13 protein-coding genes are annotated in these 12,033 nt (G+C 39.6%); 8 read left to right on the forward strand and 5 right to left on the reverse strand.

Annotation, left to right across the window (positions count from 1 at the left end; translation table 11 throughout):
• Positions 1 to 643: 643 nt before the first annotated feature.
• On the forward strand, positions 644 to 2,170 hold the full coding sequence (locus SYJ56_RS20280; protein ID WP_323837362.1) for a glycosyltransferase family 39 protein: 1,527 nt from the start codon (positions 644 to 646) through the stop codon (positions 2,168 to 2,170).
• A 166-nt stretch (positions 2,171 to 2,336) separates the two neighbouring features.
• Positions 2,337 to 3,338 carry a DHH family phosphoesterase gene (locus SYJ56_RS20285; protein ID WP_323837364.1) on the forward strand — a complete coding sequence of 334 codons (1,002 nt, stop codon included), beginning with the start codon at positions 2,337 to 2,339 and terminating at the stop codon, positions 3,336 to 3,338.
• A gap of 165 nt (positions 3,339 to 3,503) precedes the next feature.
• Here the strand turns inward: SYJ56_RS20285 and SYJ56_RS20290 are convergent, their stop codons facing one another.
• Positions 3,504 to 4,307 carry a hypothetical protein gene (locus SYJ56_RS20290; RefSeq protein ID WP_323837366.1) on the reverse strand — a complete coding sequence of 268 codons (804 nt, stop codon included), beginning with the start codon at positions 4,305 to 4,307 and terminating at the stop codon, positions 3,504 to 3,506.
• Positions 4,308 to 4,805: 498 nt separating this feature from the next.
• Here SYJ56_RS20290 and SYJ56_RS20295 point away from each other — a divergent pair, with 498 nt between their 5' ends.
• Positions 4,806 to 5,060, forward strand: coding sequence for a hypothetical protein (locus SYJ56_RS20295; RefSeq protein WP_323837368.1), 255 nt, complete (start codon positions 4,806 to 4,808; stop codon positions 5,058 to 5,060).
• Between the two features lie 142 nt (positions 5,061 to 5,202).
• Positions 5,203 to 6,162, forward strand: coding sequence for an NAD(P)-dependent alcohol dehydrogenase (locus tag SYJ56_RS20300; protein ID WP_323837370.1), 960 nt, complete (start codon positions 5,203 to 5,205; stop codon positions 6,160 to 6,162).
• 52 nt (positions 6,163 to 6,214) lie between these two features.
• Here SYJ56_RS20300 and SYJ56_RS20305 read toward each other — a convergent pair whose 3' ends face one another.
• A complete protein-coding gene (locus SYJ56_RS20305) occupies positions 6,215 to 7,210 on the reverse strand; it encodes a helix-turn-helix transcriptional regulator (RefSeq protein WP_323837372.1) in 996 nt (331 codons plus the stop codon).
• Between the two features lie 138 nt (positions 7,211 to 7,348).
• On the opposite strand from SYJ56_RS20305, the gene SYJ56_RS20310 reads away from it, so the two are divergent.
• Together SYJ56_RS20310 and SYJ56_RS20315 are read left to right on the forward strand one after the other, a co-directional pair.
• The gene (locus SYJ56_RS20310) at positions 7,349 to 7,843 is read left to right on the forward strand and encodes a DinB family protein (RefSeq protein WP_323837374.1); all 495 of its coding nucleotides are present in this window, start codon (positions 7,349 to 7,351) and stop codon (positions 7,841 to 7,843) included.
• A gap of 232 nt (positions 7,844 to 8,075) precedes the next feature.
• Positions 8,076 to 8,777 carry a DUF4397 domain-containing protein gene (locus SYJ56_RS20315; protein WP_323837376.1) on the forward strand — a complete coding sequence of 234 codons (702 nt, stop codon included), beginning with the start codon at positions 8,076 to 8,078 and terminating at the stop codon, positions 8,775 to 8,777.
• Between the two features lie 357 nt (positions 8,778 to 9,134).
• Here SYJ56_RS20315 and SYJ56_RS20320 read toward each other — a convergent pair whose 3' ends face one another.
• The 3 genes from SYJ56_RS20320 to SYJ56_RS20330 form a co-directional block, all read right to left on the reverse strand.
• Positions 9,135 to 9,764 (reverse strand): hypothetical protein, encoded by a 630-nt coding sequence (locus SYJ56_RS20320; RefSeq protein ID WP_323837378.1) that lies wholly within the window; start codon positions 9,762 to 9,764, stop codon positions 9,135 to 9,137.
• Positions 9,757 to 10,257, reverse strand: coding sequence for an RNA polymerase sigma factor (locus tag SYJ56_RS20325; protein WP_323837380.1), 501 nt, complete (start codon positions 10,255 to 10,257; stop codon positions 9,757 to 9,759). The genes SYJ56_RS20320 and SYJ56_RS20325 overlap by 8 nt, the downstream gene beginning before the upstream one ends.
• 227 nt (positions 10,258 to 10,484) lie before the next feature.
• Positions 10,485 to 10,865, reverse strand: coding sequence for a VOC family protein (locus SYJ56_RS20330; protein WP_323837382.1), 381 nt, complete (start codon positions 10,863 to 10,865; stop codon positions 10,485 to 10,487).
• Between the two features lie 370 nt (positions 10,866 to 11,235).
• On the opposite strand from SYJ56_RS20330, the gene SYJ56_RS20335 reads away from it, so the two are divergent.
• Positions 11,236 to 11,559, forward strand: a complete 324-nt coding sequence (locus SYJ56_RS20335; RefSeq protein ID WP_323837383.1) for an ArsR/SmtB family transcription factor — start codon at positions 11,236 to 11,238, stop codon at positions 11,557 to 11,559.
• 4 nt (positions 11,560 to 11,563) lie between these two features.
• Positions 11,564 to 12,031 (forward strand): SRPBCC family protein, encoded by a 468-nt coding sequence (locus SYJ56_RS20340; protein ID WP_323837384.1) that lies wholly within the window; start codon positions 11,564 to 11,566, stop codon positions 12,029 to 12,031.
• The last annotated feature ends 2 nt before the right edge of the window (positions 12,032 to 12,033 follow it).

The following is a 12,033-nucleotide window of genomic DNA, read 5'->3' on the forward strand; positions in this document are numbered from 1 at the left end:
CTTCTTAAACCCACAATTAGGGAGACCTTTCCCCTAAAAACTGACCAAATATCTCTTTTTATGATGACAAGCCCAAGAAATCTTTATCCAGAACTTTCCTCTACATCAATTAGGCCACTTTTCAATAACTTCAAACCCAACACATCTGAATTCAACAACTAAACCTTTATCTCAACAAGTATCTCGTGGGCATTTGAAAGTTTAGGTATTGAATTCCATACTCATTACGAATTCTTTCAAATAATTGCTTCCTTTGAAAGGGAAACAATTAACAAAGTAATGATATTCATGTGGTTGAATTACACTAACATAGGAACAAAAAGTTGACCAAGTAGGCATTAATCGTCGCAGGAGATCATTTTTTGGTCACATTCAAGTACCCGAATGCAAATAATAAATATTTATAGTTGAATACGAATGGATTCAACTATAAATTCTGACTTTTTATTTTTGGTGGGATTAAATTCATTGTTAACTCAACCCCATCTATTAACTTAATCAATATCCAAATTTTTGAAAAAGATCTGGATTGGCTTTAAATGGATAATTCAACAATAGAGAAAACACCATATTTAACTCTTAATACCCTCAAAACAGCTTAATAAAAAGCGCATCCTGATAACGCCCAATTCTCGAAATCCCTATGAAGCAACGGAACCTATTTTTACTCGGATTCATACTAATCAAATTCGTGCTTCAATACCTTCTTATAGACCCAAGTTACGATCTACATAGGGATGAATACCTCCACCTTGACCAGGCACATCATTTGGCTTGGGGGTATATCTCGGTACCGCCTGTTACTTCTTGGTTTTCCCATCTGATTTACCAGATTGGCAATTCTGAATTTTGGGTCAAGTTCTTTCCTTCACTATTTGGAGCTCTGACCATTACTCTGGTTTGGAAAGCGATAGAAAGACTAGGGGGTGATTTATATGCACAATCCTTGGCTGCCATCTGCCTGATATTTTCGGCTCTAGCTCGGCTAAATATCCTTTTCCAACCAAATTCATTTGATATATTGGCTTGGACATTTGTGTACTATTCCTTACTCTGCTATATCCAATCTGGTAGAAAAAAATGGTTGTACTGGTTAGGTGTTGGGTTGGGTTTCGGCATTTTAAATAAATACAATATCGCATTTCAAGTCCTTGGACTTTTGCCTGCTTTGCTACTGACTTCAGAGCGGAAGATTTTCAAAAACCCACATTTCTATACCGCATTTGGATTAGCTTTTTTGATTGCCTTACCAAATCTGATTTGGCAGTGGCAAAATGATTTTCCAGTCATCTGGCACATGCGGATGCTGAGCCAGTATCAATTAGTGAATGTGAATCGCTTCGATTTCCTTACCGATCAATTATTCTTCTTTTTCGGATCCAGTTTCATACTGTTTCTGGCAGTGATTTCTTATTTCGTACACCCACCTTTTCACAAATACCGGATTTTCTTTTGGACTGCTATTTTCACGTTGGCTATCTTTACTTATTTCAAAGCCAAGAGCTATTATGCAATAGGCCTCTACCCTATTCACTTTGTATTTGGAGCAATATATCTTTCACATTTGCTTTCCAAAAGTTGGGGCAAGTATGTCAAAATAGCTGCGATGATTATTCCAATAGGATTATTTATCCTCGCTGCCCCGATGACATTTCCGATTGGAGATCCGAAATACCTCAAAGAAGTCCAAAGTCGTCACCCTGATTTGATGGAAAACCGCTGGGAAGATGGGGAAGTCCATGATTTGCCACAGGATTTTGCGGATATGCTTGGCTGGAAAGAGTTAGCGGCGAAAGTTGATCTGGCTTATTCCAAAGCTCCTACCAGCGAATATACAGTGATCATCTGCGACAACTACGGTCAAGCCGGAGCGATCAATTTTTACACCAAAACCAAGGGCTTGCAAGCTGTCACTTTGAATGCAGACTATATCAATTGGATAGACCTAAGTCGGGAAATCAAAAATGTGATTCTGGTGCGCGAAGCCGTGGATGGGATTAGTGAACGGGAAATCTCATTTTTCGAAAAATCAGAAGAAATAGGAACAATCACCGATCCCAACGCAAGGGAATATGGGACAATCATACATTTACTTGTAGGCACTAAAACTGATATCAATTCGATTCTGAAAAAAGAAATTGAAGAGAAAAGGGCAGAGTTGAGGGAGTAAAAAATTTACACAATAAGATTTCTGTGGTTTGTATCAAAAACCAGGTTAAAGGAATTAATATTTAATATCACCAGTTTTCCCTATTCTGTTTTGTTCCTTTGCCATCAGAAGAACCCACCGCCCTAAGATCTTCTTTGATTCTCAATTTTCAGATTAAATCCCCTTTATGTATACGTTCAAACAAATAGAAGCTGCAATTCTGTCAGCCTCTAATATTCTCATTACCGCTCACAAATCTGCAGATGGTGACTCAGTTGGCTCTTCATTGGGTCTATTGAATTTTATAGAAAAGCTTGGGAAAAAAGCGCTCATTTGCCATCCTGATAAATCCCCCGATTTTTTGGACTTCCTGGACCTGTCTCCCATCATCGTGATGGATGAGGAGCCGGAGAAAGTAACAAAAGCTTTTCTAGAGACAGATTTGATCTTTTGTCTTGACTATAATTCTACTGATCGTGTAGGCAAAGAAATGCAGTACTTGCTGGAGGCGGCAACCTGCCCCAAAATCATGATCGACCATCATCTTGACCCGCAGGATTTCACATCAGTCACAATCTCTGAAACCTCATCATCCTCCACGGCTGAGTTGATTGTGGAATTGATAGAGCAATCTGGAAACGGTGCATTACTCGATGAAAAAATTGGAACCCCCCTATACCTAGGAATTCTCACTGATACGGGAAGCTTTAGGTTCAATTCCGTGAAACCCAGAACACATGAAATACTAGCCAAATTGCTCGATGGAGGTGTAAAACATAACCTGATCCATGAATTGCTAAACGACACGAATACAGCGAGTCGCCTTCGCCTACAAGGATTTGCGATGAGTGAGAAAATGGAGATTTTAGATGAGAACGCAGTTGCAGTTGTTTCACTGACTAAGGAGGAGTTAGCTAAGTATCAATACCAGAAAGGTGATACAGATAGTCTAGCCAATCTTGCTTTATCCATCAAAGGAATGAAAGTAGCTATTGTGCTTTCGGAGCGGGACGGTATTATCAAGATGTCCTTTCGCTCCAAAGGAAAAGATCACGCGGTAAATGAATTGGCAGCAACTCATTTCGATGGAGGCGGACATGCTAATGCATCTGGGGGAATGAGTGCGCTTTCCATGAATGAAACCTTGGATAAACTTAAAGGGTTAGTCCCTGAGTATTTTCCTGTCTAGATGAAAGAATAATCCAAGTAAAGCTTCTTGAAAGAAGGACAAGTGTGATCGTTCGAAGTTCAAAAAACCTCAACCGTTAAATGCACTATAGTTATGAATAACAAAAAAACTCCGTGCGAACTGAATTACACGGAGTTTTATTTTAGGTGGTTTTTTGTTCTTTATTTAGTCCCTCAGAGTTACTGTTCTGGTGACATCATTGAATCCACCAGGGATCAAATTTCCGTCAGCATCCAACAATTCCAGTTTGACAGTGACTTCACCTTTTGGAAGACCTTTGATGATATAAGGAGCCCACTCAGTGATCATAAATACCTGACCATTAATGGTTGCTCTTACTTTATTTCCAGATTCAGAAAGCGTTGTGTTTAGCAAAAAGAAATCAAGTAATAAATTCTCAGTGTCAGCACCAGTGTATTCTCCTTTTGGACGACTATAGATCATGGTAGGCTGATCAAAATCTACATTGAAATTATCTCCTGATTCACCAATTACCATTTTTTTGGCAATAAATGAATTTTCATTTTTTACTGATTCATGATATGATCTACTTAAAAAAGCTACCAAGTAATGAGTTCCTGCTGGTAATTCTCGCTTAAACTCAGACTCATAGTGAGCAGAATATGGCTCATTATCTAATATAAAATGGATGTGTTGACCATCGCCGGAATTGGCTAACATTCCTGCCATCTCATTTTTTTCAGTTTGTGCTCCCAACTCATAATCTCCCACTTCAAATGCAAAGTCAACTTCCCCCGCATCTGCAATGGCAGTAGTGCTAGGCTTTGCCATTTTCAAAGAGGAACTTGAATAAGCTGGAGAATCTTCAAATTTTTCGATGGAGATGATGGCTTCATCAGTCATTTCCATATCCTCAACCACTACTTCTTCATTTTCAGTATTTTTCGGCTGGCAGCTTACCGCGATCAATAATGCCACAGCAGCTGTACCTAGTATTTTTACATTCATAATTCTCAATTTTTTTTGTATATGATTTACATTATAAAAGTCTCAAACGCCATTCCATCGCTCCCCAGAATGAATTTCGAATTCAAAGTTATTCATCTAAGAGTAAAATTTTCACAATCCTACGTATGATTTCCCATTAACTTTCACCTAAATAGTCCAAGAGACTAAGTAAAAGCCAGCTTTCATACGTTTCTGATCATGCTACTAGACCCAAAATCCCTTGAAGTTCAAATTGAAATTTTAGGTTAGCCTTAGCAAAAAAGGTTTTTATATTGATTTAAGCGCGTATTTTTGCCCTGAATTGGGTAAATTAATCCCCACACCAAAAGATGATTTTGTAGTAACATTAACTAAGTTCATCCACATAAACCATTTTAAATTTGCAAGGCATATAGATCCGATAATTTTAAGCCTTAGGCTAAAGCTTATGAAAAACTGGAAAAAATCGTTGGCCATAAAACCTGCACGGAAGCTTTTCAGGTGGACTTGGAAAATTTGATGGATTTGATTGAGGTTTTCTTTTGGACAGTGCGCTGCGATCCAAACACTGCTAAGTACATTTTATTTTTTGATACCGATGAGCAACTCAAATTCAACATTTGCAAATACGGCAATCTCCACCTCACCGAATTCAAACAAGAAAAACTTACCCAAGAAGTGCTGGAGTCTCTAGGCTGGACAGTGATCACAGGACGGGAATATGATCAGTTCACAGAAGATGGTGGAATAGAAGGTAGAATGATTAGTATGTGAAATCCTTCAAATCATTCCTACCAGTGAAGGTGCATTGATCCATATTAAAAGATAATCTTCTGTTCCATTAATTCAGAATATAAGTACGAATTCCGATCTTACATTTTCTCACATTCAGTTCTAATCGGTAACTATTTTTAAAATGAAAGCTGCAATCCGGAGATCTTATGGAAGCCCTAAAATAATTAAAGTTGAGAGCACCGAGCGTCCAGTTCCCAAGGACGATGAACTTTTAATCCGCGTGCATGCCACAACAGTGAACCGGACGGATTGTGCTAACCTCACAGGCAAACCCTTTATTATGCATTTAATGTTGGGTTTATTAAAGCCTAGAAAAATAATTATGGGGACAGATTTCGCTGGTCAAATCGTGGAAGTCGGTAAAAACATCAACACCTTTCAAGTCAATCAGCGGGTGTTTGGTTTTACAGATATGGGTTTAGAATCGCAAGCGGAATACATGGTTCTGGAGCCAAAAAATAACGTGTTGACTATTCCCGCACAATTAGATTACAAACAAGCTGCAGCCAGCCTAGAAGGTGCTCATTATGCTTATACTTTTATCCACAAAGTAGCCATACAGTCTGGACAAAGAGTACTTATAAATGGTGCTACCGGAGCTATAGGTTCCGCTTTGCTACAATTTGTCAGGACTTTCGATGTGCATGTGACAGCCACCTGCGATACAAAAAACAGTTCGCTTATTAAATCACTGGGGGCGGACAAAATATATGATTACACAAGGGAAGATTTCACTCAGGACGATGAGAAGTATGACTATATATTTGATGCCGTAGGCAAAAGTACCTTTGGCAAGTGCAAACTCTTATTGAAAAAAGAAGGTGTCTATAGTTCTTCAGAATTGGGGCCCTATTCACAAAATATCTTCTTAGCACTGTGCACTCCTTTCCTAGGCGGCAAAAAAGTAATCTTCCCAATCCCTTATAGCCTTTCTGAAACACTTCCGTACGTAAAATCCATGTTAGAAAAAGGGCTATTCCACCCTGTAATTGATCGTGAATATCCCCTAGATACCATCGCAGATGCCTATGATTATGTACTTTCCGGTAAAAAAACGGGTAACGTAATCATCAATTTATAGAACTTGATAAAACACCCAAACTTTATAGGTTTTCACAGATAAATAAGAAATGCTAAGGACACAGACCACTGCTATACAGCTTGCCTCCTGATTGTTCTGTGCTTTGCCTTTCCTTAATTTCCCCAAGCAATTCATCTAACCGGTTAATTAGAACCTGAGGCTGTTTGATCACCACCAAATCACCCAGTGCGATCACCCAACGTACAAATCCCTCAATGGAGGAATTCATAAAGGTCATCTCTGTTAGTTCTCCCACTTTTTCCTCGGATACAAATCCATTATTGTACTTTGAGTTGGCGAGGTATTTCAAAGAACCATCCGGAACCTGCAGAATGATTTGATGCAATTTTTGTTCACTCGCTATTTTGTCCAGATATGTCTGCAGAGAAGGATGTTTTGCTGTGGAATAGGAATTCTCTGTCACCTGCAATTTGCTGAATCGATCTAGTCGAAACGTACGATAATCATTTCTCAGAAGGCAAAATGCCAATAAATACCATTGTTCATAGGAATGAAACAAGCCTATGGGCTCTAGCTCTCGATCTGATTTCCGCTCAGGGTCAAAAGTCATATAGCTAGTAGCTAATACTTTTCTCTCAGAAATAGCCTGAAGGATTACCTGAAAAGCCTTGCTGGATTTATTCATTGCCTGAGAAGATCCTGACTTCAAAACCTTGATGGTATCCTCCACTTCCACCAATAAATCTTTTTCGGTAGATTTTAATACAGCCTTGATTTTGATCAGCGCTTCTTTGAAAAACTTACTGCTTTGCTCATCCAACAGCTTTTCCACCAACTTGTCAGCGACCAAAAGTGCCAATGCCTCCTCACGACTGAACATAATCGGAGGAAGTCTGTACCCTTCCACCAGGGAATACCCCTGCCCTGCCTCGCCTATAATCGGTACCCCAGATTCGCCCAGAGATCTCACATCCCGATATATCGTTCGCAAACTCACACTAAAGCGCTCAGCAAGTTCTGCTGCACGCACAGTTCTCTTGGACTGTAGATGCGTGAGAATCGCCGTAAGTCTGTCTATTCTGTTCATTGAAAAAAGGGGCAAAAGTCTAAAAGCAAAGAAACCTGAAAAAAATCAGAAAAACTTTCAAATTCCAAAATCCTACTGACATAGGGCTGACACTAGGCGGTTGTTTATTTGGGTATTCTTAAACAAAACACAAGTACTATGGAAACTACAACATCAGCAACAACAGCACAAATCATCAACAAAGATCAGCTTTTGACCCACTGGCTAGGACATCGCAAGCTCACCCGAAAAGTATTGGAAGCTTTTCCTGAGAAAGAACTTTTTGAATTCAGTATAGGTGGTATGCGCCCTTTTGCCAAGTTGATCAAAGAAATGTTGGCAATGGCAGCACCTACAGCGCAGGGTTTAGCAACAGAGGAATGGGAGGCTTTTGATGAGGAAAAAGCGGAACTGACTACAAAAGCCTCACTTTTGGCTCGCTGGGATGAATCTACTGAAAAGATCGAGCAATATTGGAAAGCTATTCCTATGGAGAGATTTCAACAGCAGGTAGTTGCCTTCGGACAATATGAAGGAACTGGATACAGTACCCTGTTTTATATTATTGACAATGAAGTTCACCACCGTGGTCAGGGATATGTGTATCTCCGTGCGTTGGGGATCACTCCTCCAAATTTCTGGGAGCAGTATTGATTTTCAGAACCGTGGTCTGTGTTTGCACAGTCCACGGTTAATTCACCAATAGGGTGTTCAGTGTCGCAGACCCCATTAATTGAACCCCAAGTCCAAAACCTTACAAACCACTCTCCCTCCACAGGTTAAAAATTTTTATTCTTTATGTAGCGAACAAAACTTATCATACGTCTTGATGTTGATTAAAAACTAAAACCAACAAGTACATATTATGAGTGTAAATTCATTTGCAATGAAGAATCTTAAATCTCTGGCTTCAGTAGCATTACTGGCCGGAACTATGGGATTGACTGGTTGTCTGGATAACGACAATATCCCGAACGATTACCCGCCTGCAGGCTATATTTCTATTTATAATGGAGCTCCTAGCAATACTGGAGTAATCGTATATGCTGACCAAAATCAGGTGAACAATTTCTCTTTGAAGTATTCTGAAGTATTGCCTTACAGCAACTTCTACCCTGGAGACAGGCTTTTCAAGTTTTCTGAACCTAATTCTCTGTCTTCTCTTTTGGAAAAGGAATTTGAGATCAAAGTAGATTCTGTTTACTCCTTATTTATGGTAGAGGATGAAGGTGAGTTGGATGCTGTCTTGGTAGATGATGATTGGTCGGAGCCAACAGCTAATGAAGCACAAATACGAATGGTAAACCTTTCCTCTGATGCTGGAGCAGTGTCACTAAGGATAGATGAGATAGAAACTCCAATGTTCAGAGATCTGAGTTTTAAGTCAAATTCTGAGTTTGAAAGTCTGGCTACCAAAATTTATGATTTAACTGTAGTTTCTGCCACAGGAGAAACCCTTGCCACGGCAACCAATCTGGAGCTTAAAGGAAACAGAGTTTATACTCTTGTGCTAAGAGGCAACAAGCAAGCGACAGAGAATACCAAAAAACTTGATTTGCAATTATTGACCAACTATATAGATTACTAAGTAAACTTACTTCCACAATGCAATAATCCCGGCCAATCAGGTCGGGATTTTTTTATTTTAACCACAGGCGACACGGAGGTTTTCGCAGAGGTGACAACGCATCAATAACATAGAAGTGCCGAGCTACCGAGATCTCAACCTTTGATTTTGGTTTATTGAATTCTCCATCTCAGATCACACGGACTGAAGCTCCTAATATCCTAGCCCACCTTCAGTGCTGGGTAATAATAATATAGAAAGTTCTTCTAGCTCTGAAAAAGCGGAATATACCTTTACCACATTTACCTCATGTCCAAGATTTAGAATTTTTTGAACGCCTAGTTGAAATTAGAAATCAACTTAATTTCGTGCTCGCTACTAGTCCCTAAACTCACTCAGAATCTCATCCATCTCCTGAATAGGCTTCTTAAAATTATTTCTGTTTTCACTGTGTATCGCATAGATGCAAGAAGCCAATGTCACCAGATAAATTGCGGCAGCAACTTCTTGATATTGGCCTACTCCACCGGGAACCCATAAATAAAAGCTGATAAATACTCCCAAAGCACTATGAACAGGGATAATAAACCACTCATATATAGATTTGAAATGAAAGAAATCTGAGAGAAACTGTCTCTTTCTTTGGATATAAGCCTTGAGTGATTCCGGCTCCTCATTCTCGGCTCGATTACTTGCCATCTGCTTAAATTTCTTCATCAGCATCCAGGTAAAAGGTATAGTGACCAAGATTCCGAAAATGGAGATTGCTGCGATCAAAAGATCATTCATTCCCCACCTAATCCCTACATGGCCCAGCACTGCATACACTCCGATGTGCATGGTCAGCGTCATCCAGAAGTAACCCATGATTTGTTTGTTTTGCTTTTTCATACGTAGTTTGATTATGCCATGAAGGGCGTATAAATCGATTTTTTGCGCGTTTGTTTCTATTGGATCCTGCTGCTTCCATTGGTTTTTCAGCGAATCGAAAATGCTGGACTCAGACATGGCGTATTGATTTAAGTTTTGCTTCTAGTTCACGTTTGATGCGGACAAGCTTCACACTGATATTTGACTTGGACAATCCTGTAATTCCGGCTATTTCTTCATAACTCATTTCCTCCAGATAGAGTAAAATAATTGCCTTGTTCAAAGCCGACAGCGTTCCTATTGCCTGATAAAGCTCATTGATCATTAGATTCTTATCACCCAGATCTACATCGGCAATTTCAAAGTGAGTTGCCTTCAGGTCCTTTCCAGTATGCCTCTGCTCTTTTTTCTTATATGTAATTGCCGTATTCAGGCAAACCCGGTACATCCAAGTGGAGAATTTGGAATCCCGCTGAAAGCTGCTGAAGGACCGCCAGAGCTGATACATCATTTCCTGAAGCGCATCCTTATAGATCTCCTCTTCCCGGAAATAAATCCGGCAGACCTTATGGGCTATTCCCAGGTTTTGGTTGATCAAAGAAAGGAATTCGCTTTCTTCTTGGATTCTCATGTTCTGCAATTGGTTCTTTACCTGATTAGTATGCAGAAAGTTAAAAAAACTACAGGGAGGGGGAAAGAAAGTTGGAAAAGACAGTTTAGGTGACGGGAGACCGCAGATAAAGCATGTATTCAATTCCCAGTTCAAGTTAGGCTAAATCTGAAGACTGTATCTGCTATGACTAATACCTTTCAATTGGCAACTTATTTCATTGCAACTGACCACTGATGACTGACCAACTACTCTTCCTCAAGCACAGACAAAATATTCCCCGCCGGATCCTTAAACCAAGCGATTAATGGGCCACCTCCTTCACGGCAAATTCCTTTTTCATCAGTTTGGATCGGATCTGTGTATTGCTCAAACTTAACCCCTTTAGCAGTCAACTCATCCACTATCTGATCAATATCATCCACAGGAAAATTCAGCACAGTAAACGTAGCAGGTGTGTGATCGGGCTTAGGATAAATGATGACATTACTTCCACCGCTAAAGTGCAGGGAGAGAAACCCCATTTCATCTTCTGCTACATACAGACCAAGAATATCCTGATAGAAAGATTTGGCTTTTGGGAGATCATCCACTGAGAAGCCGCTGAAAGCACGGGAATTTTGAAGCATGGCAAAGAGAGTTTATGAGTTCTGTATCAGTATTGTTGCATCAAAATTTCGACAGATTTTAGGAAACTTCCTATTTCCCTTACGGAGGTCTGTGTGGACAAAGTCCAAAAACTCATCAGGAAGTACTACCGCAAAAACACTGATTTCAAGAGATAATGGATGTTTGGAATTTACTTTTATTAAGAAGTAGTCTGTGTTGACACAGGCCAATCACATAAATCCAACACCCTTTTTTAACCATTCACTCTTAAAAGAAAAAATCAGAAAAACATTTGCGTAGCTACATAACTACATCTAAATTTGTAGCCAAGTGACTTCGTAATGTAGCGACAGCGCCGCCAGACCATTATCATGAAAAACATATAAGGAAATGAATTTAAGACGAGACGTATTTCAAGCGATTGCCGACCCCACAAGAAGAGCTATTCTTCTCTTGCTTGCCACGCAATCCATGACAGCAGGTGTTATTGCTTCCAATTTTGACACGGCAAGACCTACCGTTTCCAAACATCTTCAAATTCTAACAGCATGTGAACTGCTCAATCAAGAACAGCAAGGAAGAGAAATGTACTATCATCTTAATCCTGACAAAATGAAGGAGGTTGCCGATTTCTTAGAGCCATTCAGAAAACTTTGGGATGATAGATTTAACAAATTAGAACAGGTAATGAAATCCTATAACCCAAAAAAATAAAGGCGTGGAACAGAAAACCAAAATTACAGCCGAAGACGGCAAACAGGAAATCTTGATTACAAGAAAGTTTGATTTGCCTGTAAATCTACTTTTCAAAGCTTACACAGAAGCTGAATTGGTGGAGCAATGGATGGGCAACAAGGTGTTGAAATTGGAAAACAAAACACACGGTGGATATCAGTTTGAAACCACCGACGCACAGGGAAATGTTGTGTTTCGCGCCAATGGCTCTATTCACAAAGTCATAGAAAACAAAACCATCATAAGGACTTTTGAAATGGAGAATACCTCATTTCCTATTCAACTTGAATTTTTGGACTTTGAGTCAATCAGTGAAGAAACGAGCGAGCTGACCATGAAAATCATTTTCAAATCATTGATAGACAGAGACAATATGCTCCGACTTCCATTTGCACAGGGCATTAACATGGCTCATAACCGGCTTCAGAAGGTAATCAGCAAATTACAATAGCG

It is taken from the genome of Algoriphagus aurantiacus (assembly GCF_035156405.1).
GTDB classification, from domain to species: domain Bacteria; phylum Bacteroidota; class Bacteroidia; order Cytophagales; family Cyclobacteriaceae; genus Algoriphagus; species Algoriphagus aurantiacus.

Excerpts from the sequence above, each read along its gene's own strand:
- SYJ56_RS20330 (WP_323837382.1), bottom strand. The coding sequence starts at position 10,865 with ATGCTTCAAAATTCCCGTGCTTTCAGCGGCTTCTCAGTGGATGATCTC.
- SYJ56_RS20335 (WP_323837383.1), top strand. The coding sequence starts at position 11,236 with ATGAATTTAAGACGAGACGTATTTCAAGCGATTGCCGACCCCACAAGA.
- SYJ56_RS20325 (WP_323837380.1), bottom strand. The coding sequence starts at position 10,257 with ATGAGAATCCAAGAAGAAAGCGAATTCCTTTCTTTGATCAACCAAAAC.
- SYJ56_RS20310 (WP_323837374.1), top strand. The coding sequence starts at position 7,349 with ATGGAAACTACAACATCAGCAACAACAGCACAAATCATCAACAAAGAT.
- SYJ56_RS20285 (WP_323837364.1), top strand. The coding sequence starts at position 2,337 with ATGTATACGTTCAAACAAATAGAAGCTGCAATTCTGTCAGCCTCTAAT.
- SYJ56_RS20300 (WP_323837370.1), top strand. The coding sequence starts at position 5,203 with ATGAAAGCTGCAATCCGGAGATCTTATGGAAGCCCTAAAATAATTAAA.
- SYJ56_RS20315 (WP_323837376.1), top strand. The coding sequence starts at position 8,076 with ATGAAGAATCTTAAATCTCTGGCTTCAGTAGCATTACTGGCCGGAACT.
- SYJ56_RS20280 (WP_323837362.1), top strand. The coding sequence starts at position 644 with ATGAAGCAACGGAACCTATTTTTACTCGGATTCATACTAATCAAATTC.
- SYJ56_RS20320 (WP_323837378.1), bottom strand. The coding sequence starts at position 9,764 with ATGTCTGAGTCCAGCATTTTCGATTCGCTGAAAAACCAATGGAAGCAG.
- SYJ56_RS20305 (WP_323837372.1), bottom strand. The coding sequence starts at position 7,210 with ATGAACAGAATAGACAGACTTACGGCGATTCTCACGCATCTACAGTCC.
- SYJ56_RS20290 (WP_323837366.1), bottom strand. The coding sequence starts at position 4,307 with ATGAATGTAAAAATACTAGGTACAGCTGCTGTGGCATTATTGATCGCG.
- SYJ56_RS20295 (WP_323837368.1), top strand. The coding sequence starts at position 4,806 with ATGGATTTGATTGAGGTTTTCTTTTGGACAGTGCGCTGCGATCCAAAC.